Genomic DNA, 24355 nt, shown 5'->3' on the forward strand with positions numbered 1-24355 from the left:
GCGCCTGTGCTTCGATCAATGCCGCCACGACCCATGCGGCAACTCCACCTCCCGCTGCGCCGCCGCCAGCCCTTCGAGCAGCCCCGCGCGGTCCAGCGCGATGCAGTACACCGGCTTCGCGCGCTCCAAGCGCCAACTGTCCGCGAGCGCTCCGGCATCCACCGGATCGAAGCCGAACTGATCGACTAGCGCGCTCACCGCGCGCTTCGAAGGAAACAGCGGTGAGTCTCGCTGAACGGTACCCGCAATGCGACGCATGGCCCGTTGATAACAGGCCATGCGGGCTTTACCGCGTCGAAGCCTATACCCGATTCGACAATTTCCATTTCCAAGTTAAAGGCAATGCAATACGCATTGTTAGTGCCCTTTTTCGTACTTCGCTGATATACGGCCAGGCATGCCTCCACCCAGGATTTTGGAACAGCGGAGGACCGGGACTTACGAGGTTCGCGACGTGATGCAACGGGCGGCCCGTGTCGGCGATCTTATCGACTACGCAGACGGCACGCGCGCGCGAATCATTAGGCATCGATATGCCGGGCCGTCCCGATATGGCATATGCGATCGCCGGCAGTCTGCTGGATAACAGCGATGTGATTAACGATAGCTCGCACCGCGACGTGCGCACGTCAACCTCGTTGGTCCCCGTGGACGAACGAGGAGTCGAACTTTCGCGCCCGTAAGGGACAGGCCTGCGCGTCGTTATCTATTCGCCGATATGAACGTGGGCCGGCCCCCGCGAAAACCGGACACGAGGTAACGCTTAAACTTTGAGGTAGTCTTACGCCTATGTTTAAGCCCAGCTCCAACGTGGAACCGATTGAAATTCTGACCCAGCCCGAACAGCGCCGCCGGCGCTCTGTCGAGGAGAAGCTCGCGATAGTGCGCGAGACCTTCGAACCCGGAGCGAGCGTTTCCGGAGTTGCCCGTCGTCATCAGGTGAATGCAAACCAGGTGTTCGCCTGGCGCAAGCTCTATCAGGACGGAAGCCTGTCAGCAGTCAGTGCTGGCGAGCAGGTGGTGCCGGCGTCCGACCTGGCCGAAGCGATGAAGCAGATTCGTGAACTCCAGCGACTGCTGGGCAAGAAGACGATGGAAGTGGAAATCCTCCGCGAAGCAGTGGAGTACGGCCGGGCAAAAAAATTGATTGCGCGCTCACCATTGCTGCCGGGGGACGACCGATGAAGACGGTCTGCGAAGTCCTGGGTGTGTCGCGCTCGAATCTCGCGGTGAAATCAAAGCGCGACGCTGAATGGGTCGACAGGCGTAAGACGCCCGCCCGTGACGACATGCCGCTCGTCGCGGAGCTCCAGGAGTTGGTCGCTGATTTGCCAACTTACGGCTACCGGCGCGCCTGGGCCCTGCTACGGCGAAACCGGGACGCACAGGGACAGCCTCGCGTTAATGCAAAACGGGTTTATCGGGTTATGCATACCCACGGTCTGCTGCTCGAACGCCGCCCGCGCCATACCCAGTCAACGCGCCGACACGACGGCAGGGTCGCGGTGGACCGGAGCAATGCGCGCTGGTGCTCGGACGGCTTCGAATTCCGTTGTGATGACGGCTCGCCGCTGCGCGTCATCTTTGCACTCGACTGCTGCGACCGGGAGGCCATGAGCTGGGCTGCGACCACTGGAGGCTACACCGGAGACATGGTGCGTGATGTGATGCTTCAGGCTGTAGAAAACCGTTTCGATGGTGCGCTGAAAGCCGACAACGAAATCGAATGGCTCAGCGACAACGGTTCCTGCTACATTGCCGAGGACACGCTGACGTTCTCGAAAAAAGTGGGCCTGAAACCCATCACGACGCCGGTCAGAAGTCCGCAGAGCAACGGCATGGCCGAGAGCTTCGTCAAAACGATGAAGAGAGACTACGTCTCGTGGATGCCCAAGCCGGACGCGAGAACCGCGTTGCAGAACCTGGCCATCGCGTTTGACCACTACAACGAGTCGCATCCGCACAGCGCCCTGAAATACTGCTCGCCACGCGAGTTTCGCCAGCGAGCAAATTCACCAACCTAAGCGTGACCGCATGTCCGGTCATGCGGGGGCAAGTCCAGAACGGGAGAACGGAACGTATCAGGACGGGTGGGGTTAGCAGTTAAGACTAAAAGTAGCGGACTGAACAGGAGGCAGCATGTTTGATCGACTTGTAGCGGACGGTGATCGCACCACAACGGGAGGATATGTGATTGCGCGTAGCCGGAGCTATAACGAGCAAGGCAAGGCATACGCGCGGAAAGAAAATCATGCTACGTGCGGAAACTGCAAGGGCGGATATCCAATCTATGGCACGGCGAATGACTGGATGGATGATGACTTTCCGCTAGTGAAAGACCTGGACCGCGTTCTATGCCCATGCGGCAAGAACTTTGTTCTCGCGGCCAGTTCATCTTCTGCGTTCTATTCCGATAGCAAAGGCGAAGCAATGGCTGCTGAGCCGCCGCTGAAAGCGCTCACTAATACTAGCACTAGCACTAGCACTAGCACTAGCACTAGCAACGCCGCTTCGCAAACCGTTCGGAGCTACGATGAACAAATTCGCATCGTAGATGATTCGGGTTGTCCTGCTGCGAATTGTCCATTCCATATAACAGACAGTGCGGGCAAAACCTATCAGGGACTGACGGACGAAAACGGTCTGTGCCCGCGCGTGTATACGAACGGCCAAAAAACTCTTGATATAGCTGTTGGACTTAAAGCTCTGGAGCGCTGGGAACAATGACCAACTTCGTCTATCGGACCAACACCAACCAGACCCCTGACTCCAAGTATGATGTTCTCGGTCATCACATGCCTGCACGAATTTTCTTCTTTGTGACCGTCGAAGAAGTCGGCAAAGATGGCATGCTGGTTCGCAACACCTACACGTCGATATCAGATCCCCGACTAGTGGAATTGAAACTCTCGCCGTTGGGCAATATGCGTGAGGCCTACCCCGAAAAATATGGTCTGTGGGGCAAGGGCGGTCCTGAAACTCCAGCGAGTGTTGTTGATCACGTGCTGGAATACAACAAGATCACGTCTTACGCCTCAACCAGTAGCATCTATCCCGGTGGGGCAGACCGGATGGCTGGCAAGACAATCTACGTCGATATTGCCAAGGCAAAGCGCGCCGGTGCGAAGCTAGTGACAACCGATGAGATCGTTCAGGCCATCGATGAGTATGCTGCCAAGGCCCGCTCGCAAGACAGACGATGGGCAAACCATATCAAGCAAAACGTCATCAATCTCGATAAGGAAGTGCTGATTCAACCACGTCCGGTGGTGCCGGGTGAAGGTGTATTCTCGCAGCGCGGATTGGCGATCAGCCTTGGCATCGTCAAGTATGCTCGCGTCGTTCGGGTTGCTGGTTTAGCCTTCACGGGATACGACTTATCGGTTGCAACGGGTCAATCCATCCATCTGAAATCCATTCGTCCCTTGGAAAAAGAAGTCATTCGTCAGACTGGTGGATGGGCGGGCAGTTGGGCCGGCGCCGCCGCGAGCGCCAGAGTCGGTGCTTCGGTGGGTGCAATGGTCGGAATCGAGCTTGGACCCGGCGCAGTGATAACAGGTGCGCTTGGTGGCATCATCTTTGGTGCTATCGGCTACTTCGGCGGCTCGATGATCGCAAATGAGATTCCAGATCAATGATGAGGGGGGAGTGTGTCTTTCTTCAGGCGCAAGGTTGAAGAGTTGCAAACGAAGCGTGCAGAGCGGGAAAGTCTGAAGAGTCTCGAAGAGACCTTTAAAAAGCCGCTCAATGACCTACAAGTCATCTTCGGAAGTGGCCCTCTCGATCTGAGAAGGCGGCAGCTTCCTGCCTATCCTAAGCCGATATACCAGGGCGATGCAGGAATCAATGCCTTCGGGCTCGTCCATCATGTTCAGCTCACTCAGTTTCTGGCTTTACTCAACCTGGTTCGGCAGGGCCGACAAGAGGTCGCATATTTTCACTTCGCGCGTGAGGTCGATGGGCAGTCGTTGAGTACCATCATCTCCCCCACGTGGCGGTTTTCAGAGCGAGATGTGCGATTGCTCTCCAATGATTTTGAATTGATTACCACGCTCTCGGAGCAAGGTTTCCACCCGCCTCCTCCGTGGATTACGTTGTATGAGTTCGGGCCGGTGCTGCATATCAGTCAGGGTGATCCTCACTACTGGCTGAACTATGTTTGGGACCCGTTTTGGGAAAGCCTGAGTCTGGATAAGCAGACCGAATTCCTGGAGGAAGGCCGGAAAGAGACGGTTGCCCACATCTCGGATGAAGATTGGGAACTGTGGGTTGAGAGTATCAGGATGCGCGATGTTCGCTTTCGCAAGCTTGAAGACTGAACATGACGGTTAAACGAAAACTCAGCACATCGTTCCGGTTGCGCCGCTGCTTCGCAATCCGCTATCGGTATGAAGGCGGTTATGAGTGACAAACTCGGCGAAAGGGGTATCTATGATACGAATTGCGATTACGTCTATCTCAAGTGTGTTGGAACGGAATAGATTCAATACTGGATCGGCAAGGCCGGGGACAGTTGATGGAGCGTACAAATTCTATCGAGGTTTGTCTAAGATCTGGTCTTTCCGGCGAGCCGCGCCACGCCGAGACTGCGCACGTTCATCGATCAGGTGGTCGCGGAGTTCGGGCCGCACGGCGCGTGAATCATGTGTGCGTGGGAACGGTGAACGTTGAAGCGGGCGAAAGCGAGGCAAAGCCGGTGAAAAGCCGGTGAAAAGCGCGCAAACACCCAACCGACGCGGTCTGAAAACCGGCCCTTTCGACCCGCCAATCCCTGCGCATTGAAGGCTCGATTCGCGGGCTTTGCCCGCGTTCGGCGCGTCACAAGGCAAAATACGGGTTTCGCGCGCGCGAAGCGCGCCGCGATTCTGGATGAAGCAACCGCAAACCCACACCCCGGCGGCCGCCGTGCCGCCGACCTTCGCCAACGCGCATGACGACTGCCCGTCCGTATTTCAGGCCCGTGGCGTGCGGCGCAGCCAGGACAGCTCGTCCTCGAACAGAGCCACTCAGGAGCATTGATGACCGACTCGAACCCATCCTTCCTCGGCAGGATTTCACTTGCCGTCAGCACGTTCTTCCGCATTCTCGGCGACGGCGAATTCGCCGCCGGCGTGCTGCGTCTGCGTAACGGAGAGGCGGCCGCGAGCACGCCGCCCGCCGCCGCTGCGTCCATGCCCACGCCCGCTCCCACGCCCGCGCCGCAACCCGCGCCCACGCTGAAAGAAGCCAGCCCCGACGCCGCGCTGCAATTGCTCGGCCTGCTGCAACGCGACGCGCGCTTCATCGATTTCGTCGAGGAAGACATCAAGCACTACAGCGACGCCGACATCGGCGTGGCCGCGCGCCTCGTGCACGAAGGCTGCCGCGCGACGCTGCGCGAGCACTTCACGATCCGTCCGATCCGCGACGAAGCCGAAGGCAGCCGCGTCACGCTGGCCGAAGGTTTCGACGCGAGCGCGATCCGCCTGACCGGCAATGTGGTGGGCCGCGCGCCGTTTAGCGGCAGCATCAGCCACCGCGGCTGGCGGGTCGACGAAGTGCGTCTGCCGAAGCTCACGGACAGCCACAACGCGAAGGTCATCGCCCCGGCCGAGGTGGAGCTATGAGCGACGCACGCGAATCACGCTACGCGATCGGCATCGACCTGGGCACCACGCACTGCGCGCTGTCGTATGTGGACACCGCCGCGAGCGACGGCGAGCAAACCAGCGAGGGCGTGCTGCCGATCGCGCAGCTCACCGGACCCGGCGCGATCGACAATCTCGACCTGCTGCCCTCGTTCCTCTATCTGCCGCATCCCGACGAACTGAGTTCGGGCGACCTCCATCTCCCGTGGACCGGCGAGCGCGAGTTCGCGGTCGGCGAGTTCGCCCGCGGCCGCGGCGCGGCCACGCCGATCCGACTCGTGTCGAGCGCCAAAAGCTGGCTGTGCCATCCGGGCGTCGACCGGCGCGCGGCGATTCTGCCCAACGACGCGCCGCCCGAAGTCGCGCGCGTCTCGCCGCTCGAAAGCTCCGTGCGCTATCTGACGCACTTGCGCGAAGCCTGGGACCACGCGCACCCCGACGCGCCCTTCGCGCAGCAGGACATCACGGTGACGATTCCCGCGTCGTTCGATCCGGCCGCGCGCGAGCTCACCGCCGAGGCCGCCGAGGCCGCCGGCTACGGCCGCATGACGCTGCTGGAAGAACCGCAAGCCGCGCTCTATAGCTGGATCCAGAAGAGCGGCGGCCAGTGGCGCAAGCAGGTCGAGGTGGGCGACATCATCCTCGTGGTGGATGTGGGCGGCGGCACCACCGACCTCTCGCTGATCGCGGTAATCGAGCGCGAGGGCAATCTCGAACTGCATCGCGTGGCGGTCGGCGAGCACATTCTGCTGGGCGGCGACAACATGGACCTCGCGCTCGCGCACGGCGTCGCGCGCAAGCTCGCGGCGCAAGGCACTCAGGCCGACGCGTGGCAACTGCGCGCCCTCACCTATGCATGCCGCTCGGCCAAGGAAACGCTGCTCAGCGATCCGGCGACCGACACGGTGCCGCTCGTGGTGCCGAGCCGCGGCTCGAAGCTGATCGGCGGATCGATCCGCACCGAACTCACGCGCGCCGAGTTGACGCAAACCATCCTCGAAGGCTTTTTCCCGCAGGTGGACAGCGCGGCGCGGCCGGTGAGCCGCGCGCGCGCCGGTCTCACGCAACTCGGCCTGCCGTATGCGCAGGACGCGGGCATCACGCGGCATCTGGCGGCGTTCCTCGGCCGTCAGGTGGGCGCGCTGGCGGAACTCGAAGGACTACGCGACGCCGCCGCCAATCCGAACGCAAGCGTAACCACAAACCCGGGCGCGCAAGACGCGAGCTTCCTGCATCCCACCGCCGTGCTGTTCAACGGCGGCGTGTTCAAGTCGCCGCTGCTGGTCGAGCGGATCATGGGCACGCTCAACAACTGGCTCGCGGCCGAAGGCGCGGCGCCCGCGCGGCTTCTGGAAGGCGCCGACCTCGATCTCGCCGTCGCGCGCGGCGCGGCCTATTACGGCTATGTGCGGCGCGGCCGGGGCGTGCGGATTCGCGGCGGCACGGCGCGCGCGTATTACATCGCGATCGAATCGGCGATGCCCGCCGTGCCGGGGCTCGAACCGCCTGTGCAGGCGCTGTGCGTGGCGCCCTTCGGCATGGAGGAAGGCACCGAGGCCGAGTTGCCCGCGCAAGAATTCGGCCTCGTGGTCGGCGAGCCGGTGCACTTCCGCTTCTTCGGTTCGTCGGTGCGTCGTCAGGATCAGGTGGGCACGCTGCTCGATTTCTGGGGCCCGGAGGAATTGCAGGAACTCGAGGAAATCCAGGCGACGCTGCCGGCCGCGGGCCGCACCGCCGGTGAAGTCGTGCCGGTGAAGCTGCATGCGCGCGTCACCGAGGCGGGCACGCTCGAACTGGAAGCGATGCCGCGCGGCACCGACGAGCGCTGGAAAGTCGAATTCGACGTGCGCGGCAACGCCAATGCATGACTGAGATGAAGCGGTACAAGGTCGGCATCGATCTCGGCACTAGCAACACGGTGCTCGCCTACGCGGAGGCCGGCAACGCGTCGGAGCCGATTCGCGTGTTCGAGATCGAGCAACTGGTGAGTCCGGGTGAAGTGGCCGCGCGGCCGCTTCTGCCCTCGGTGCGCTATCACGCGGCGCCGGGCGAACTGGACGCGGGCGATTTGCAATTGCCCTGGACGGCGACGGTGACGGCGACAGCGACAGCGACGGCAAAGCGCGCGGCGAGCGGCGGGCACGGCGCGGACCGCGGCGACGGTAAGGCGGCGCAATCGCCGGTCGTGATCGGCCGGCTCGCGCGCACGCTCGGCGGCCAGGTGCCGGGGCGGCTGGTGGCGAGCGCCAAAAGTTGGCTGTCGCATGCGTCGGTGGACCGCGTCGCTCCCATCCTGCCGTGGGGCGCCGCCGACGACGTCCTCAAGGTCTCGCCGGTCGAGGCCAGCGCGAGCTATCTCGCGCACGTGCGCGCGGCCTGGAACCAGCGCTTTGCGCAGGCGCCGCTCGAACATCAGGACGTGGTGCTAACGGTGCCGGCTTCCTTCGACGAAGGCGCGCGGGCGCTCACCGTGGAAGCGGCGCGCATGGCGGGTCTGCCAGGCTTGCGGCTGCTGGAGGAACCGCAAGCCGCGTTCTACGACTGGCTGTTTCATCACCGCGAGCGGCTTGCGGCCGAACTCGCCGACACGCGGCTCGTGCTGATTTGCGACGTGGGCGGCGGCACCACCGATCTCACGCTGATCGAAGTGAACCTGCCTGAGAACGCCGAGCCCGAACTCACGCGCATCGGCGTGGGCAATCATCTGATGCTCGGCGGCGACAACATGGATCTGGCGCTCGCGCATCGCGTCGAGATGCGGCTATCTGGCGGCGACGGTGGAAGTCGTGGCGATGGCGACGGCAGCAACCGCGGCAATGCCGGCGACCGCAGCGGCGATAGCGTGAATCGCGGCAATGCCGGCAACGGCGATGGCGAAAATCGCGGCAACGCCGTCGGCAGCGGCGGCAGCAACGCGATCGAGAGCAGCGGCAGCAGCGCCAGCGTCAACAGCGAACGCAAGCGCCTGTCGGCAGCCAGCCTCTCGCAACTAGTCGAGCGTTGCCGCGCCGCGAAGGAACAACTGCTCGGCCCGCAAGCGCCCGATTCCGCCTCCATCACGCTGCTCGGCGCGGGCTCGAAACTGATCGGCGGCGCGCGCACCGCGCAGCTTACGCGTGACGAAGTCGAGCAGATCATCGTCGACGGCTTTTTCCCGGCGGTGGCGTCGAGCGAACGGCCAGGCAGGCCGCGCGGCGCGATCGTCGAGTTCGGTCTGCCTTACGCCACCGATGCCGCCGTCACGCGTCATATCGCGGCATTCCTGAGCCGCTTCGCGGCGCAGTCGCGCAAGGCGTTAGGTCGCGCCGCTTCCACCGACCCGGACGCGTCCGTGCCGGTGCCCGACACGCTGTTGCTGAACGGCGGCGTATTCCGCGCCGAGGCGCTGACGCGACGCCTCGCCGACACACTAGGCGCGTGGCGCGGCGAGCCGCTCAACGTGCTGCACAACGACAACCCGGACGTCGCCGTGGCGCGCGGCGCGGTCGCCTATGCGCTGGCCCGCGTGGGCGGCGCGCCGAAGATCGGCGGCGGTTCGCCGCGCAGCTACTTCCTCGTGCTCGACGAAACGGGCGACGGCAAGCGCGACGCCGACGCTACGCCACGCGGCATCTGCCTGCTGCCGCGCGGCACCGAGGAAGGCCACGAAATCCTGATCGAGCAGCGTACCTTCGCGCTGCGTCTCGGGCATCCGGTGCGTTTTCACCTGGTTTCGTCGAGCGCGGACACGGTCTATCAAGCCGGCCAACTGATCGATCTGGCGGACGGCGATTTCGTTCGCCTGCCGCCCATCGCGACGATCGTGCAGCCGCGCGATCAAGCCCGCGATGGCACCAGCACCAGCACCAGCACCGGCACCCGCACCGCGCGCGAAACCGCGGTGCGCATCGCGACCTCGCTCACCGAAGTCGGCACGCTCGAAGTCCACTGCATCGAACTCGACGATCCCGCGCAGCGCTGGCTGCTCGAATTCCAGTTGCGCCGCGAGGACGCGCAGGTGAATCTGGCCGGCGATGCGAGCGAGGCCCGGCATCCCGCGTTCGATGAAGCGATCGACCATATCGACCGCAGCTTCGGCTCACGCTCGCAAAACGTCGGCCCGAAGGAAATCAAGCGGCTGCGCGCGCAGCTCGAACAACTGCTCGGCCCGCGCGAGAGCTGGAACAGCGCGCTGCTGCGTGAACTGTTCGGCGCGCTGTGGGAGCGCGCGCGGCGTCGGCGGCGCTCGGCGGATCACGAGCGGCTATGGCTGAATCTCGCCGGCTATTGCGTGCGGCCGGGCTTCGGCTATCCGCTCGACGCATGGCGCGTCGAACAACTGTGGTCGCTGTTCGACGACGGCATTCAGTACGTCAACGAGAGCCAGGTGTGGTCGGAATGGTGGACGCTGTGGCGCCGCGCCGCGGGCGGTCTCGACGAAAGCGCGCAACTACGCGTGCTCGACGCGATGGCGTATCTGCAAACGGCCGCGCAGTCGCGCCACAAGCTGCCGTTCGACGTGTCCAGAACCGGCTTTCCCGACATGCTCCGGCTGAGCGCGTCGCTCGAACGCATTCCCGTCGAACGCAAGATCGAACTCGGCGAATCGGTGCTGACGCGGCTGAAGAAGCCCGCCGAAAATCATCAAGGCTGGTGGGCGGTGGGCCGTATCGGCGCACGGCGGCCGTTCTATGGCAGCGCGCATGGCGTGGTGCCGCCGAAGGTCGCCGGGCGCTGGCTCGACGCGATACTCGCGCTCGACTGGAAGAAGGTCGATCCCGCCGCGTTCGCCGCCGTGCAGATCGCCCGCATGACCGGCGACCGTTCGCGCGACTTGCCCGACGCCGCGCGCGAGGCGGTGGTGCGCCGGCTCGAGGCGGCCAATGCGCCGCGCGCGTGGATCACGATGGTGAGCGAGACCGTGGAACTCGATAACGCCGACGAAGGCCGCGTATTCGGCGAGTCGCTGCCGGCGGGCTTGAAGCTGATCGCCGGTTGAGCGTTACCCGCCGCGCCGGGCCGCTCAGCCAAACGCCCCGCTCACCTGGCGGCTCATCAACATCGCTCGGCCCCTAGCTCGTCACCGCGTCCTCCTGAGCCCGCTTTCTCGTCAGCATCGCGCTGATGTCCTGCGCCCGGATCGGGCGCGCGAGCAGATAGCCCTGCACCAGATCGCAGCCGGCCCGTTGCAGCCAGTCGAGTTGCGCGCGGTTCTCGACGCCCTCGGCCACGACGCACAGGTTGAAGCCGTGCGCGAGCGAGATGATCGCGCCGGCGATGGTCGTGCCGGCATCCGGCAAAAGCTGGATGAAGCTGCGGTCGATCTTCAACTGGTTGATCGGAAACGACTGCAGATACGACAGCGACGAATAGCCGGTGCCGAAGTCGTCGATGGCGAGCCGCACGCCCAGGTGCCGCACCGCGTGCATGAATTCCATCGCGGAATCCATGTCCTCCATCAGCAGGCTTTCGGTCAGTTCGAGTTCGAGCTGCGTCGCGGCCAGTCCGGTATCGTGCAGCGCGTGCCTGACCGCGTCGATGAAATCGCCGTCGCGCAACTGCCGCGCCGACACGTTGACCGCGACGTTCAACGCGACGCCCGTCGTGCGCAACCACGAAGCCGCATCGGAACACGCGCGCAGCAGCACCCAGCGGCCCAGTTCGCCGATCAAGCCGCACTCCTCCGCCACCGGAATGAACTCCGATGGCGCGATGAAGCCGTTCTCGGGATGCGGCCAGCGCAGCAGCGCCTCCACCCCCACCATGCGCTCCGAATCGCAACGGAATTGCGGCTGGTAATACACGTCGAGCTCGCCGCGCTCCATCGCCTTGCGCAGATCGCGTTCGAGCCGCACGCGCCGCTGCGTGCGCAAGGTCATCTCCGGCCTGAACTCGGCCAGCCGGTTCTTGCCCGATACCTTCGCCTGGTAGAGCGCGATATCGGCGTTGCTGACGAGTTCGGTCAACGCGGTGGCGTCGTCGGGAAACATGCTGATGCCGACGCTCGCGGTGGCCAGCATGTCGATGCCGTCGACGTGAAACGGCCGCCGCAGCGCTTCGGTGATTCGCTCGGCGATCGCCAGCGCTTCGGCGTTGTCGCGCACCGGCGCGGCGATCACCGCGAATTCGTCGCCGCCGATCCGGCCCACGACGTCGTGTTTGCGGACCACGGAAACCAGCGTGGCGCCGACCTGCCGCAGCAGCCGGTCGCCGGCGCCATGCCCCGCCGTGTCGTTGACGCCCTTGAAGTTGTCGAGGTCGATCAGCAGCAGCGCCAGTCTGCGGTCGGCGCGCGCGTGCACTTCCATCGCGCGTTCGAGGGTTTCGTAGGTGGCGCGCCGGTTGGCGAGGTCGGTCACGGGATCGGTGTGCGCGAGGTAGTCGAGCTCGCGCTCCGCCTTGTCCATGCGCGCACGCGCGCGCCGCATGACGAGCGCCGCCACCAGCATCGCGCCGAGCGACGCGATTCCGAGCAAGCCGGCGAAGCGCAGAATGCCGGTTCGCACGTCCGCCGTGCTGGCGACGAACTCCACGACGCCGAGCTGATGACCGCGATAGCGGATCTCCTGATGCACCGTGATGGTCGACGACAGCCACTGAAACGCCGCGGCGGACGGCTCCGGAGGCGGCGCGGCGTTGCGCGTCAGATACTGCGCATAGAGAAAGCCGGCACGGTCGTACACGGTGACCGAGAGCAGCGACGGGTCGGGGCGAAACGCGCGCAGGGTTTCCATCGACGCGTCATGGTCCTCGAACATCACGGAAGCCGAAATATTGTCGGCGACGATCGCCGCTTCGATCTCGACGTCCTTGACGAGCGCCTGGCGCAGCGAGACGAACTCGTAAGCCAGCATCACGCAGCCGACGATCACGAAGGCCGCGATGGCCGCGATGAGTTGGCCGGTCTCGAACGTTTTGGAGAGCCGCGAAGGTTCCGGTCGTATCTGGCTTTTCATTGAACGTTCCTTGCGAGGCGCAGCAGCTTCGAACTGAATTTCAGGCCGCAATGGGCCGCCTCTTGCGTATCGATGTCGAAGCGCACGTGTTCGTCCTCGGTGACGAGCGTGATGGCCGCACTGCTTCTGCCGGGCAGGCCGCCGTCGCTCACGAGCAGCGCGCTCGCCTGGCCGCAGGACGGCGGCGCGGGCGCGCCTTCCGGCAGCACCGTGATGTCGCATTTGCCCGGCCTGGGCGACGCGGCGCTGTCGACCGTCGTCCACGGCCGGCCGTCGATGATCTTGCCGTCGAGCTTCTGCAAGCTGTTCCACAACGGCTTGCCGCGCGTCGCGCAGACATTGAACGAGGCTGCGGGCGCGGCGCTCGCGGGCCACGTCGTGAAGAGCGCGAAGTTGTAGATGTAGGCAGCCTTCAGCGCGACGTCCTGCACCTGGCCCACGCACCACAGCGGCATGAGCAGCCACCACGGCAACACGGCCATCGCGAGACATACGTTTCGGGTCGGTCCCATGTCAGAACCCGTACACCATCTTCGCGTACACGGTGCGGCTCTGCTGCTCGATCGTCTGCTGGACGAACGCCGGCCCGGCGGGATCCGCGTAGCGTTTGTTGAACGCGTTGTAGACGCTCAGCGAGACCTCGGCATGACTGATGAGCCGCGACGAACCGAGCGTGAGATTGGCGATGCAGAAGCCGCCCGTCGTGGACGTTCCGGTCGAACGCGACGAGGTGCATTGCACCTCGGTGCCGAGGCGCGCGGCGTGATGGAACAACGGCACCAGCAGGTTCATCTTCGCCAGATGACGCGGTGAATTGGCCAGCACCGCCGACTGACCGTCGCGCGCGAGTTGCCACGAATAGCTCGCGCGCACACGGACGCCGCCGAAGAAATCGCGCTCGACGGCCAGTTCCGCGCCTTTCACGTCCGCGCGATCGATGTTCTGAAACACCAGCAGACCGTTGTCGGGATCCACCGTCTGCGAGATCAGGTCGCGCACCGCGTACTGGAACAGCGACAGCGTCACGCGGCCGCTCGATTCGAACAGATGCTCGAGCACGATTTCGCGCGTGGAGATATGTTCCGGTTTGAGCTTCGGATTCGCCTCCTGCCCGCCCTCGCCGGGCACGTTGTAATACAGCTCGTAAGCGTTGGGCGCGCGATACGCGGTGCCGTAAATGAGCTTGGCGGTGTCGCGCGCGGTGATCTTGTAGATCAGCGCGAGCCGTGGGTTGAGGTTGCCCGCCGTCACGCTGTCCCAGTCGTAGCGCAAGCCCGCGCTCAGCGTGAAGTTCGCCGGCAGCCGGATTTCGTCCTCGACATACGCGCCGGTCTGATTGCTGGAGCGCTTGTCGTTCAGTTGCGACGAGTACGGCTCGACGATGTAGTTGTACTGGTCGCGATGCGCGTCGCGGCGAAAATCCGCGCCCACCACGATTTTCTGCCGCGGCAGGCTCGTGATCGTGGCGTGCGTGTCGGCGCCGTACCAGAGCGCATGATCGCCATCGACACTCGCCACGGCGGTGCCGGTGTCGTACGGATACGTGCCGAGCCCGCGGTAGTCGGCGCGGCCCCAATAGGCCTGAGCGGAGACCGCGAGTCCCGCGGTCAGTTGACGCGAGAACGTGCCGTTGATGAAGCCCTGCGAATCGTTGGTCGAGTTGGGCGCGTTGAACACCGCGCCGAACGATCCGGTCGGTACGCCCTTGGTGCGATTCACATAGGCGGCGGAAAAAGAGAAATCGCCATACGCGGCCTTGGCGAACAGGCGCTGCGCGCGATCGTAGTCGAGGTTGCGTGCGATGCCGTGGTTCTGGTCCGGCGTATCGAAGTCGGGGAAATACAGGTCCTGTCCGTTGCGCACATACGAACTCGCCGACAACACCAGGTCCGCGCCGTTCTGGCCGTGCCAGCCGTAGGTGGCGCGCGCCCTCTTTTCGCCGAAGCTGCCGACGGCCACGGCGGTCTGCGCGCCATCGATCGCGCTGCCCTTCTTCGTGATGACGTTGATCACGCCGAACAGCGCGTTCGATCCATAGACGGCGGAGCCGGGACCGGGCACGTATTCGATCCGCTCGACGAGGTCCATGTCGACCAGCGCCTCGGTGCCGATCACCGCCTGACCGTAGACGGAATCGTTGGTGCGCACGCCGTCGATCAGCAGCAGGAAGCGGCTGTCGTAATCGCCCGGACGCAGGAAGCCGCGCGCGCCCACATAGGCGTAGTTGCGGTCGTAGCTGACGTAGAGTCCGGGCAGCGACGCGAGCGCGTCGGAGAGCGTGCGCCAGCCGAAATCGCGGATGTCCGCCGCGCTCAGCACCACCACGGCGGAAGGCGCGTCGCTCACCGACTGCGTGAATTTCGACGCGGACGTCACCACCTGAACGCTCATCAGCTTCTCGAGCGGCAGCGTGGCGAGCGTGTCGGCATCGGCGTCCGGCGCGATGTCGGCGGCTTCGCTCGCGGGTAGGTCACCGGCGGGTAAGTGGCGGGCGTTACGTGCGTTACGCGCGTCGAGCGGATCGACGGCCGCGGCTGCGTCGGTTTGCACCGACAACGAGACGAAAATAACGGCGGCGGCAAAATGTACCGCCAGGTGTCTGGAATGGGCGCGGGTCATAGTGTGAATGCGGTGAGCGCCTTTGCGCCTTTCCTTCACACTAACGACAATTTCAGCAGCAACTTAAGCGGGGGCGGACGGGGTTCAGGACAAACCCTATGCAACGCACATACGGTTGCAGTGCTTCATACGCGGCGGTAAAACATGCCGCATGTGAAGCAAGCGCCGCGCGCTGCGATACCACACAGCGACGCGGCAAATGCCTCTACTTGAACGCCTTAACGCGCGCCGCCGCTGGCAATCAGGGTTTCGCCCGTCATCCAGCGCGAGTCGTCCGACGCGAGGAACACGGCAACGTCGGCGACCTCGTCAGGCTGGCCGATGCGGCCGAGCGGTGTCGTGCTGATCGCCCACTGCTCCAGATCGGAGCCGACGATGCCCGCGCTATGCGTGCCTTCGGTCGCGATCATGCCCGGGTTCACCGAGTTCACGCGAATCTTGCGCGGACCGAGTTCGCGTGCCAGCACGCCGGTGATGCCGTCCACCGCGCCCTTGGTGCCCGTATAAACCGCGCTGCCCGGAGGCGTGAGGCGCGTCACCACCGAACTGACGTTGACGATGCTGCCGCCTTCTCCCAGATGCTTGACGGCCGCCTGCGTGGTCAGCAGCAGACCCAGCACGTTGACGTTGAAGTGCTTATGGAAATGTTCTTCGGTGATCTCCTCGATCTGCGCGAACTCGTACACGCCCGAGTTGTTGACGAGGATGTCGAGGCGGCCATACGTTTCGACCGCGGCGTCGATGATGCCTTGCGCGTCCGCCGCCTTGGAGACGTCGCCGCCGACGGCCACCGCCTTGCCGCCCGCCGCGGTGATCGCGGCGACCACGCTGTCCGCGCCCGCCTTGCTGGACGCATAGTTCACCACCACCGAGGCGCCTTGCGCGGCCAGCGCCTTCGCAATCGCTGCGCCAATGCCTTTCGATGCGCCCGTTACAACCGCGACTTTGCCTGTGAGCTTGCTCATGATCGTTTCCTTTCGATTGGGTTGCGCCGACGTAGTGCGGCGATGATTCGCGAGTTGGCGCCCATGAAGCCGATGCAGCTTCCGATGCAGCGACGCCGCCACTGCATGCAATGTAGGGATTCAGGCGACGGGGATAAAGCGGCTGAAGGCGAACAGATACGTCGGGAGGCGCGAACAATCGAAGCGCGGCGCGCGCGAGCCACGCGGCGCCGATGGAATACATGCCGCGCGCATGCCATGCACGCCGCGCGAGAAGCCGATCTCAGCGCCTGCGCCACAGCATGATCTGCACGGACAAGCTGGCCAGTACGGCTATTGCACCGAGCGTATCCACAATGGTGGCCCACACGATTCTTGCCCTCCTCGCTTTGCCTGTCGCCAATGCCTGATCAAACGAATGCGCGCGCCATCAATTGAATGCCGAGGCCGAGCAGGCAAACAAAGAACCAGCGGCGGAAGGTGTCGGCGCTGATGCGCCCTCGCACACGCTGTCCAATCCACATACCAATCAGCGCCGGCGCCACCGCGAACAGCGAGTGGCCGAGGTCGTCGACGGCAAACGCACGCTCTTTGGCGAGCCCGATCGCGAGCGCGATGGTGGAGACCGTGAACGACAGACCGAGCGCTTGCACCAGGTCCTCTTTCTTCAACGCGAGGCCCTGAAGATAAGGTACCGCAGGCACGACGAACACGCCGGTGCCGCCGGTGATCACGCCCGTGACCGCGCCGATTGCCGGCGACAGCCAGCGCTCATGCCGCCTGGGCACGTCGAGACGCCACGCCGTCAGGCCCGCGCCGGCGTACAGCGTCAACGCGGCGCCCAAACCGACGACCGCCCATTCGCCGCCCCCGCCCGCGATGAACGACGCGGCGGCAATCGTGCCGCCGACGATGCCCGCCATCATCGGCCACAAGCGCCCGAGCAGCGCCCGCACGCTCGGTCCCGCGAACAATTGCCAGAGGTTCGTGACGAACGAGGGCAACAGCAGCATCGCGGCCGCGTGAGCCGGCAGCATCAGCGTGCCGAGCACGCCCATCGCGACGGTGGGCAGACCCATGCCGGTCACGCCCTTGACGAAGCCGGCGACGACGAAGGTTGCCGCGACCAGACCTGCGTGCATCGCAAGGGAAGAACTCATCGGGAGCCTGTTCATGGTTGTGATATTGACGATTTTCGATTGCCGCAAGCCCGGCCACAATGCGTAAGATACTTACCGTGACTTAGGCTATGGCTTAGGCTGGCAACCCGAACCGAGACAACGCAAACGCCCCTCCATGCGCTTCGATCTGATCGACCTGCGGCTCTTTCTGTATATCCTCGAAACCGGCAGCATCACGCACGGCGCCGCGCGCGCGAACATGTCGTTGCCGTCGGCGAGCGCGCGGCTGCGCGGCATGGAAGACGCCCTGGGCATGCCCTTGCTCGAACGCGGCCGGCGCGGCGTCGAATCCACGCCCACGGGCGACACGCTCGCGCATCACGCGCGGCTCGTGCTGGGCCAGATCGAACGGATGCAAGGTGAACTGGGCGAGCATCAGGAAGGACGCAAAGCCTGCATCCGCCTGTGGACCAACACCGCCGCGATCACCGAATTCCTGCCCGCGGCGATCGGCCTTTTTCTGCGCGATCATCCGAATGTGCAGATCGATCTGAAGGAGCGCCAAAGCAGCGAGACGGTCAAGGCGGTGCTCACCGGCGCGGCGGAGATCGGCATCATCTCGGATGCGGTCGAGCATGGCGCGTTGCAAACGCTGCCCTTCGCCGTCGACAAGCTGGTGCTGATCGCGAGCCGCGACGACGCGCTCGCCACGCGTCGCCGCGTCACGCTGGCGGAAGTGGCCGACCGCGAATTCATCGGGCTGAGCGCGGACAGCGCGTTGCAAGCGTATCTGGGCGAGCGCGCGCTACTGGCTGGCGGAACGCTCAGCTTCCGCACCCATGTACGAACCTTCGACGGCATCTGCCGCATGGTCGAGCAAGGCGCGGGCGTCGGCATCGTGCCGGCCACGGCGGCGAAGCGTTATCGCGGGCGGCCGGGCATCCGCATGATCGAGTTGACCGATAGTTGGGCGACGCGCCAGTTGCTGATCTGCATGCGCGACATGAACGCGATGCCGCGGCCGGAGAAGGCGTTGGTGCGGCATCTGGCGGGCGGTTCTGGTCAGTCGTCGGGCAGTTCGCGGGTTCGTTGAGTTACAAAGCGCTGCCGACGTGGGCGCGCGTCGCGGGACACAATCACATCTCCGTGGTCCACTCGTTCAACACCATCGACGATGAAGTCGGCGCGGCATTGCTCGCATTCATGCAAGCGAAGCGGTAGCGGTTTAGTTGTGGCCGGCCCTGGATGAAGGTGTGTATCGCGTCATTGCGCGCTGCAGAAGATGACCGTGAGCACAAGGGGAATGACCTGCCGCACGACAGCGTCGCTGCCGGCCTTCCGTACGCGCGTTTCCACGTCCTCGGTCGAGCCCACTACCACCGCGCCATAGGCGGAATCTGTAATGGGCTGGCCGCTTCCCTGTTTGAATATCGTGTCGCCGTGTTCATACCCGAGAACGGCGTAGACGCGAAAACCGAAAGCCGTCAGGTTGCCGTCGTGTGCCGGTTTGAATGCATTGACCGAGTTCGCTTCGACACGCATCGGCTTCGGATCGATATATCGATCGGTCACGAGCGGAGCGATGAACGCGTGCGCGTTCGATTTGCAGTCGAGTTGAGCGTCGAGCGCGTAGGCGCGGCACAGGACTGGGGTAAACCCAGCGCCTATTGCAATAATCAATGTGAGCGCGTTGAGGACGGACTTGGTCATGATGGTGGCGCAGGGGGTCTGTCTCGGTCCACCTTGTCATGGTCGACCGGAGAGGTCTGTACGGTAGCAGCCAATGTTTTTTATTCAGTTCCGCGTGAAGGGCTTGCAGCGATGGGCGGGTGTCTTTGCTCCCCCGATGCGGGACTCTGCCGTTGTTTTCAAATGGGGCGTATAGCGTATAGATGAGCGCTCGGCGCTAGTTGGATTTGCTCGACATGGCCTCTGTCGAGAAGAGGTCGATTTCGGCTGGTAAGCGGGCGTTCGCGGATGGCAGATATCCGGTGGCCTGGTGTAGCCTGCATCTCTCTCGCAGCTAATCGCGCGGATAGCCCTGAGCTTGAGCGGTAGCTCAGGTCGGCAGCGTTACCATCGGCGCTTCAGCCAGGCGCCAGGGAGCCATCATGACGGTGAAGCGTATGGACAACGTCGGCATCGTGGTTGAAAACATCGATGCCGCCATCGAATTTTTTGCCGAACTCGGACTTGAGCTCGAGGGGCGTGCCCCCATCGAAGGAGACTGGGCAGATGGCGTCACTGGATTGCGCGGCATGCGCGTCGAAATTGCCATGATGCGTACGCCGGACGGTCTCAGCCGGCTCGAGATATCCCGATTCCTTGCGCCACCTGTGGTCGCCGATCACCGTCGCACCCCGGCGAACGCCCTTGGTTATCTACGCGTCATGTTTACCGTGGAGGACATCGACGATACGCTCGCCCGTCTCGGTAAACGCGGCGCGGAACTCGTCGGCAAAGTGTCCCAGTACGAAAACGCGTATCGGCTCTGCTACATCCGGGGCCCCGAAGGGATCCTGATCGGGCTCGCTCAGGAGCTCGGGCATGGGGCTTAAGCTCTCTATCGAGCGGACGTCGAACGTTAGAGATCGGTCTCTCGGGCTGCGCGCGGCCAAGAGCCGTCACTTGCATCCAGTTCGCAACTGTCGATTTAGGGAAGACGATCAGCCAATCGCTGCACCCGCAGCGAGTGAAAGCTCATCAGCCGTGTCGACACCGTTGCAGCTTGTGAGAAGATGGGCTCAAAAACATGGGGACAACGGTATGGCCGCGACAGCAGATCAAATTACAAGGCTATGCGATGACTGGCTTGCGGCTGTTATGCAACCGGGCGGTGCTATCGCTATCGGCACAAACTCCGAACGGTTTCGCCTGCGGGCAAACGAAGTCAATTTTCATGAAATCGACTTCGACGCGCTTTGTGCGTCAATAGTCGGGTTGACGAAGGTCGTGTTATTGCTCGGACTCAATACAGTCGTCGACGCTGACCATCAGCTACTGTGGTCGTGGTGCGCGGAGGCCCTTCTTTGCCATCGGGCGGAAGTGTTTCAGGCCGAACAGCGAGAGCTTCGGCAACTGCTGGCGACGGCGATCCATTGCGCATTGGCTGGAAGCCGGAATCCGAACTTGCGTCCGAGTGATTGGCAGCGAGAAAACCTCATCAGTCAGCTTCAAAGCATACATACGCAGGAATTGGCCGCTAACTCCTTTTTGTCGCTCGTGTATCTTGCGTTTCCGCTGTTGGAGGGTCTCCTCAAATTGCGGTGCGCGGCATTCGTCGATATGAGCGGGAAGGTTTTGGCGCATTTTGATGTGCCGAAGCGTGGCGGAGAGCCAAGGCGGGTGAAGGAGTACGGCCTCGAACGCCCCCGAGACAGGCAATGCAACAGCATCCGAGATCTGCTGGTGCTCTATCGAGCGGAAGTTGCCGGGGACGCAGTTGCGCGATGTTTGGATGACATATTTGCGCGCTTGGAGCAGTTGGAGGAAAAGCCGGGGCCCGATGCCTTGGCCGACTGGAGGAACAGTTCGTTGCACGGAGCCCGGTCGTTTCCCACAATCGCCGGAACTGTCATGGGTTGCGCCCTGCTGGTCGCCATCGACGGTATCGCGGGACGTTATGATGATCTGAGACAAGTGGCGTTGGAGGGTGTTATTAGGCGTCAGCAAATGCCGCGGCGATTTGGCGATAGCTTCTACCCGCCGTGGTGACGCATCTATCCCCTACTCGCCCGAAGTGCCCGACCTGGTGACATCACGAGCGCGGCATGCGTGTGTCCGTTTCAGGACATAAAGACGACGCGTAGGTTCGCGGGTTAAATGGCGGTTCGGGTCCGATCAGCGACAGCCACAGACAGCCAAGCCATCGTTGCAAACCGTCAGCCGCCTCGATCATTTCGCTAACCGTGTCATCGGTTTTCGACTTACCTAGCGCGGATTTTCACCTTGCGTGGCATCGCCCACCAAAGCAGCCGCCCCTGGGCGGGGCGGCGGTCGTTCACGCTTCGGGAGTACCCGGCGGTATGCTCACCGGCGAAGTGGCAGACGCGACGTCGGCTTCATCGCTGGCCGATGCGTCCGTTGAACCGACTTGCGGCTTGCCATCCGCATCATGCTGCGAGCCGGCCTGCGAAGCCACCTCGGCATCCCCGGACGAAGGCACCGCGTCGGCAGCCGCATTCACCGCGCCGCCCGCCGCTTTCGACGCGCCGCGCGCCGCGCGATGCGCCTGCAGACGCTGCGCACCCGCGGCTTCCTGCGCCGTGACCTTGCCCGCCTCGGCGCCCGTCAGATCGACACGCGCCGCACCTTCGACCAGACACTTCCAGTAGCGGCTGCCACGGCACCACGTCTTGATCGCGTCGCGCAACTCCGCTTCGTTCAGCGAAAGTTCCTTCGCGTGCGCGACGAGGTCCTCGAAGATGCCGACCTTCAGCGGCAACTTGGGCGCCGGATTCTTCGGGAAGGCATTCGGAAAATGTTTTTGCAGTCTGCCGATCGACTTCACCACCGGGTCCACCGGCTTCGCGTCCGCGGGCCTCGGCTGCGCCGCGGGATTGGCGGCGGCTTCGGGCGCGCCACGGCGCGCATGCGCCGGCTTGCGCGCAGGCCTCGCGTCCGGCCGCGCATCGGGCTTCGCGCCGGACTTGGCAGCGGGCTTGGAACCGGGCCGGGCACCCGACCTAGCGCCCTCGGACTTGGCACCCGGCTTCGCGGCGGGTGCCGCTTCCGCGCGGGCCGCGGCCAGTTGCTTCTTCAGTTCAGCGAGTTGTTCGAAACCCATGGCGCACAATCAATCGGAGGAAACCGAGATTGTAGCAGCGTGTGGCGACACGCTCATGACGCCGCTTGCGCGGCGCGGGCCTGCGGGAGCGGCGCGATCCTCCCGCGCGGCGTCTGAAACCGATTTTTGGGCGTATTCCTGTAGCGCCGCGCGCGTTTCAGCGGATCGGCGACACAGGGGACGCCATGCCCTCCGTTGGCAACGGCGCGCCCTCATACGTTTTCAGTCCAGAGACGCAAACGCACAAGCCTGGTCGACCCTCGTTGTTGCGCAGCGAAAGCCCGAGCCGATGCCGCTCGGCGATCCGCGACACGATCGCAAGACCTAGCCCGCTGCCCTCCCCCTGCGCCTCCTCGCCTCGATAGAAACGGTCGAAAACACGTTCGAGCTCCGCCTCGGGTATGCCTGAGCCGCTATCCACCACATCGAATCCCACGCGCTCCGCCGAGCGCCTCAGGATCACGTCGACTCGACCGCCGCGCGGCGTATGGCGGATCGCGTTGTTGATCAGATTGCCCAACAGCACGCTCATTCCGTGCGGATCGGCGAGCACGGTGTAAGCATCGTCGGCCGTGCGGGCGTGCTCGCATTCGAGCCCGAGGTCGATCTCCTTGGCCTCGGCCAGCAACGAACAGTCGCCCACCACCTGCTCACCGATCCGGCGCAAGCTCACGGGCGTCATCGAGGTGACCGGATGCGCGTCCTCACGCGCCAGCGTCAACAATTGCTGGACCAGGTGAATCATCCGGTTCACGCGCCCCTCGACGCGTTCCAGCGTCTGCCCCTCGCCCTTCAACGAGCCGTCGCGCGAGGCCGCCTGCAATTGCAGCTTCAAGGCGGCGAGCGGCGAGCGCAACTCATGCGCGGCATCGGCGATGAAGGTGCGCTGCGCCTGCGATGCGGCGTTCAGGCGCTGCAGGAGATCGTTGAGCGCGACCACCAGCGGCGTGATTTCGACCGGCAGGGTGCCGTCGAGACGCAGCGGTTCGAGCGAATCGATCGAACGCGTCGACAGCGCGCGCGACAGTCCGCCGATCGGCGCGAGCCCGCGCGCCACCACCAACAGCACCAGCGCGACCGTCACCGGCACCAGCACGGCGAGCGGCCACAGCGTATGCAGCGCCAGTTGCATCGCCAGGTCGTCGCGCACGGACACCGGCTGCGCCACCTGAACGTAGCGGTCGGCCTGCTGCAATCCGAACGCGCGCCAGTGGTACTCGCCGGTCTCCACGGTATTGAAGCCCACGGGCAGACGCGCGAACACCGGCTCCTGCATCGAGTGATAGACGAGCGTGCCGGAACGGTCCCAGATCTCGATGACGAGCCGGTCGTCGGCCAGGTCGCCCAGGTCGGGCTGGCGATCGCCCTCGCCCGCGCCGGCCAGATTCGCGGGCAGCGACAGCGCCACCGTGCGCAGTTCATAGTCGAACAGTTCGCCGGCTTCGACGCGCGCCGTGTGAAAGATGCCGTAGGCGGCCACGCCCGACGCCGCGGCGAGGCCGAAGATGAGCCAGCCGAGCAGCCAGCGGCGGATCGATCTCACCCGCATCGCTTCAGACGGTAGCCCACGCCGCGCACGGTCACCACCTGGTCCGCGCCGATCTTGCGCCGCAGGCTGTGCACGTGCACCTCGATCGTATTGCTGCCGACTTCCTCGCCCCAGCCGTACAGCTTCTCTTCCAGTTCGGTCTTGGTGAACACGCGCGTGGGCTCCTCGATCAGCGCTTGCAGGAGCGCGAATTCGCGCGGCACGAGCGGCAACGGTTCGCCGGCCTTGGTGACTTCGTGCGCCGCCGGGTCGAGCGTGAGTTCGCCGTGCGTATAGACGGGCTGCTTGTGACCGGTGCGCCGCCGCAATAGCGCACGCACGCGCGCGCCGAGTTCGTCGAGGTCGAAGGGTTTGATCAGGTAATCGTCGGCGCCCGCATCGAGGCCGCGGATGCGTTCTTCCACCGCGTCGCGCGCGGTCAGGATGATCACCGGCGCGGCGCCGCCGTTCTTGCGATAGGCGCCGAGCAGGTCGATGCCGTCCTTCTTCGGCAAGCCGAGATCGAGCAGCACGAGGTCGTACACGCCGTTGCCCAGCGACAATTCCGCCGCGCGGCCGTCACTGGCCCAATCGATCGCGTAACCGGCGCGGCGCATCGCGCCCAGCACCGTCTCCGCGATCATGTCGTCGTCTTCGACCAATAGCAGACGCATCGCCTCTCTTCCCCCGTTTTGCCCGCACTGCAGTCCGCTAGCTTAACGCGTCCTAGTGCTTGCAGAGGGGCGATTCAGCGCCCGGTGCGCCTTCATGTTCTTCGTCAGCGTTCTTCTTCAT

Annotated in this window: 21 protein-coding genes; 11 read left to right on the top strand and 10 right to left on the bottom strand. The window is 64.2% G+C overall.

What is annotated here, in order from left to right:
• Positions 1-15: 15 nt before the first annotated feature.
• The gene (locus CUJ90_RS09235) at positions 16-198 is read right to left on the bottom strand and encodes a hypothetical protein (protein ID WP_244219893.1); all 183 of its coding nucleotides are present in this window, start codon (positions 196-198) and stop codon (positions 16-18) included.
• 621 nt (positions 199-819) lie between these two features.
• On the opposite strand from CUJ90_RS09235, the gene CUJ90_RS09245 reads away from it, so the two are divergent.
• From CUJ90_RS09245 to CUJ90_RS09275, 7 genes are all read left to right on the top strand, one after another.
• Positions 820-2024, top strand: a protein-coding gene (locus CUJ90_RS09245) for an IS3 family transposase (protein ID WP_114163475.1) whose coding sequence is annotated in 2 segments (ribosomal slippage) — positions 820-1144 and positions 1144-2024 — 1206 coding nt in all. Because the reading frame shifts where the segments join, the coding sequence is not laid out codon by codon here.
• Between the two features lie 115 nt (positions 2025-2139).
• Positions 2140-2727, top strand: a complete 588-nt coding sequence (locus CUJ90_RS32995; RefSeq protein WP_208645210.1) for a PAAR domain-containing protein — start codon at positions 2140-2142, stop codon at positions 2725-2727.
• Positions 2724-3638: a glycine zipper family protein gene (locus CUJ90_RS09255; RefSeq protein ID WP_114162500.1), complete on the top strand. Its 915-nt coding sequence runs from the start codon at positions 2724-2726 to the stop codon at positions 3636-3638. Before CUJ90_RS32995 ends, CUJ90_RS09255 begins: the two co-directional genes overlap by 4 nt.
• 12 nt (positions 3639-3650) lie before the next feature.
• Positions 3651-4319, top strand: a complete 669-nt coding sequence (locus CUJ90_RS09260; RefSeq protein ID WP_114162501.1) for a hypothetical protein — start codon at positions 3651-3653, stop codon at positions 4317-4319.
• A 699-nt stretch (positions 4320-5018) separates the two neighbouring features.
• On the top strand, positions 5019-5606 hold the full coding sequence (locus CUJ90_RS09265) for a DUF2760 domain-containing protein (protein WP_114162502.1): 588 nt from the start codon (positions 5019-5021) through the stop codon (positions 5604-5606).
• Positions 5603-7495: an Hsp70 family protein gene (locus tag CUJ90_RS09270; RefSeq protein ID WP_114162503.1), complete on the top strand. Its 1893-nt coding sequence runs from the start codon at positions 5603-5605 to the stop codon at positions 7493-7495. Before CUJ90_RS09265 ends, CUJ90_RS09270 begins: the two co-directional genes overlap by 4 nt.
• Entirely contained in the window at positions 7492-10605 is a 3114-nt protein-coding gene (locus tag CUJ90_RS09275) for an Hsp70 family protein (RefSeq protein ID WP_208645211.1), read from the top strand. The genes CUJ90_RS09270 and CUJ90_RS09275 overlap by 4 nt, the downstream gene beginning before the upstream one ends.
• Before the next feature lie 73 nt (positions 10606-10678).
• On the opposite strand, the gene CUJ90_RS09280 is transcribed toward CUJ90_RS09275, so the two are convergent.
• From CUJ90_RS09280 to CUJ90_RS09300, 5 genes are all read right to left on the bottom strand, one after another.
• A complete protein-coding gene (locus CUJ90_RS09280; protein ID WP_073432505.1) occupies positions 10679-12562 on the bottom strand; it encodes a putative bifunctional diguanylate cyclase/phosphodiesterase in 1884 nt (627 codons plus the stop codon).
• Positions 12559-13074 carry a YfiR family protein gene (locus CUJ90_RS09285; protein ID WP_114162505.1) on the bottom strand — a complete coding sequence of 172 codons (516 nt, stop codon included), beginning with the start codon at positions 13072-13074 and terminating at the stop codon, positions 12559-12561. Before CUJ90_RS09285 ends, CUJ90_RS09280 begins: the two co-directional genes overlap by 4 nt.
• Position 13075: 1 nt before the next feature.
• Positions 13076-15181, bottom strand: a complete 2106-nt coding sequence (locus CUJ90_RS09290) for a TonB-dependent receptor plug domain-containing protein (protein ID WP_114162506.1) — start codon at positions 15179-15181, stop codon at positions 13076-13078.
• Between the two features lie 218 nt (positions 15182-15399).
• The gene (locus CUJ90_RS09295; RefSeq protein WP_114163502.1) at positions 15400-16146 is read right to left on the bottom strand and encodes a glucose 1-dehydrogenase; all 747 of its coding nucleotides are present in this window, start codon (positions 16144-16146) and stop codon (positions 15400-15402) included.
• Positions 16147-16535: 389 nt separating this feature from the next.
• Positions 16536-17285, bottom strand: coding sequence for a sulfite exporter TauE/SafE family protein (locus CUJ90_RS09300; protein ID WP_244219894.1), 750 nt, complete (start codon positions 17283-17285; stop codon positions 16536-16538).
• A 136-nt stretch (positions 17286-17421) separates the two neighbouring features.
• On the opposite strand from CUJ90_RS09300, the gene CUJ90_RS09305 reads away from it, so the two are divergent.
• Entirely contained in the window at positions 17422-18339 is a 918-nt protein-coding gene (locus CUJ90_RS09305; protein ID WP_114162508.1) for a LysR family transcriptional regulator, read from the top strand.
• Complete coding sequence (locus tag CUJ90_RS33585) at positions 18336-18467, top strand: hypothetical protein (RefSeq protein ID WP_277998126.1); 132 nt, start codon at positions 18336-18338, stop codon at positions 18465-18467. The genes CUJ90_RS09305 and CUJ90_RS33585 overlap by 4 nt, the downstream gene beginning before the upstream one ends.
• A gap of 42 nt (positions 18468-18509) precedes the next feature.
• Here the strand turns inward: CUJ90_RS33585 and CUJ90_RS09310 are convergent, their stop codons facing one another.
• Complete coding sequence (locus CUJ90_RS09310; RefSeq protein WP_114162509.1) at positions 18510-18956, bottom strand: hypothetical protein; 447 nt, start codon at positions 18954-18956, stop codon at positions 18510-18512.
• A gap of 401 nt (positions 18957-19357) precedes the next feature.
• Between CUJ90_RS09310 and CUJ90_RS09315 the strand changes: the two genes are divergently transcribed.
• Both CUJ90_RS09315 and CUJ90_RS09320 read left to right on the top strand, forming a co-directional pair.
• Complete coding sequence (locus CUJ90_RS09315; RefSeq protein ID WP_114162510.1) at positions 19358-19804, top strand: VOC family protein; 447 nt, start codon at positions 19358-19360, stop codon at positions 19802-19804.
• 208 nt (positions 19805-20012) lie between these two features.
• Positions 20013-20960 (top strand): hypothetical protein, encoded by a 948-nt coding sequence (locus CUJ90_RS09320; protein ID WP_152035339.1) that lies wholly within the window; start codon positions 20013-20015, stop codon positions 20958-20960.
• Between the two features lie 286 nt (positions 20961-21246).
• Here the strand turns inward: CUJ90_RS09320 and CUJ90_RS09325 are convergent, their stop codons facing one another.
• The 3 genes from CUJ90_RS09325 to CUJ90_RS09335 form a co-directional block, all read right to left on the bottom strand.
• Positions 21247-22032 (bottom strand): ProQ/FinO family protein, encoded by a 786-nt coding sequence (locus tag CUJ90_RS09325; RefSeq protein ID WP_114162512.1) that lies wholly within the window; start codon positions 22030-22032, stop codon positions 21247-21249.
• Between the two features lie 157 nt (positions 22033-22189).
• Positions 22190-23575 carry a sensor histidine kinase gene (locus CUJ90_RS09330; RefSeq protein WP_114163503.1) on the bottom strand — a complete coding sequence of 462 codons (1386 nt, stop codon included), beginning with the start codon at positions 23573-23575 and terminating at the stop codon, positions 22190-22192.
• Positions 23572-24234: a response regulator gene (locus CUJ90_RS09335; protein ID WP_114162513.1), complete on the bottom strand. Its 663-nt coding sequence runs from the start codon at positions 24232-24234 to the stop codon at positions 23572-23574. The genes CUJ90_RS09330 and CUJ90_RS09335 overlap by 4 nt, the downstream gene beginning before the upstream one ends.
• Positions 24235-24355: the final 121 nt, after the last annotated feature.

Source organism: Paraburkholderia terricola, assembly GCF_003330825.1.
Classification (GTDB): Bacteria; Pseudomonadota; Gammaproteobacteria; order Burkholderiales; family Burkholderiaceae; genus Paraburkholderia; species Paraburkholderia terricola.

Bases quoted from the DNA above. Each gene is read 5' to 3' on its own strand.
- CUJ90_RS09270 (WP_114162503.1), top strand. From the start codon at position 5,603: ATGAGCGACGCACGCGAATCACGCTACGCGATCGGCATCGACCTGGGC.
- CUJ90_RS09300 (WP_244219894.1), bottom strand. From the start codon at position 17,285: ATGAGTTCTTCCCTTGCGATGCACGCAGGTCTGGTCGCGGCAACCTTC.
- CUJ90_RS09335 (WP_114162513.1), bottom strand. From the start codon at position 24,234: ATGCGTCTGCTATTGGTCGAAGACGACGACATGATCGCGGAGACGGTG.
- CUJ90_RS09290 (WP_114162506.1), bottom strand. From the start codon at position 15,181: ATGACCCGCGCCCATTCCAGACACCTGGCGGTACATTTTGCCGCCGCC.
- CUJ90_RS09305 (WP_114162508.1), top strand. From the start codon at position 17,422: ATGCGCTTCGATCTGATCGACCTGCGGCTCTTTCTGTATATCCTCGAA.
- CUJ90_RS09295 (WP_114163502.1), bottom strand. From the start codon at position 16,146: ATGAGCAAGCTCACAGGCAAAGTCGCGGTTGTAACGGGCGCATCGAAA.
- CUJ90_RS09265 (WP_114162502.1), top strand. From the start codon at position 5,019: ATGACCGACTCGAACCCATCCTTCCTCGGCAGGATTTCACTTGCCGTC.
- CUJ90_RS09285 (WP_114162505.1), bottom strand. From the start codon at position 13,074: ATGGGACCGACCCGAAACGTATGTCTCGCGATGGCCGTGTTGCCGTGG.
- CUJ90_RS09315 (WP_114162510.1), top strand. From the start codon at position 19,358: ATGACGGTGAAGCGTATGGACAACGTCGGCATCGTGGTTGAAAACATC.
- CUJ90_RS09325 (WP_114162512.1), bottom strand. From the start codon at position 22,032: ATGGGTTTCGAACAACTCGCTGAACTGAAGAAGCAACTGGCCGCGGCC.
- CUJ90_RS32995 (WP_208645210.1), top strand. From the start codon at position 2,140: ATGTTTGATCGACTTGTAGCGGACGGTGATCGCACCACAACGGGAGGA.
- CUJ90_RS09255 (WP_114162500.1), top strand. From the start codon at position 2,724: ATGACCAACTTCGTCTATCGGACCAACACCAACCAGACCCCTGACTCC.
- CUJ90_RS09310 (WP_114162509.1), bottom strand. From the start codon at position 18,956: ATGACCAAGTCCGTCCTCAACGCGCTCACATTGATTATTGCAATAGGC.
- CUJ90_RS09320 (WP_152035339.1), top strand. From the start codon at position 20,013: ATGGCCGCGACAGCAGATCAAATTACAAGGCTATGCGATGACTGGCTT.
- CUJ90_RS09275 (WP_208645211.1), top strand. From the start codon at position 7,492: ATGACTGAGATGAAGCGGTACAAGGTCGGCATCGATCTCGGCACTAGC.
- CUJ90_RS09280 (WP_073432505.1), bottom strand. From the start codon at position 12,562: ATGAAAAGCCAGATACGACCGGAACCTTCGCGGCTCTCCAAAACGTTC.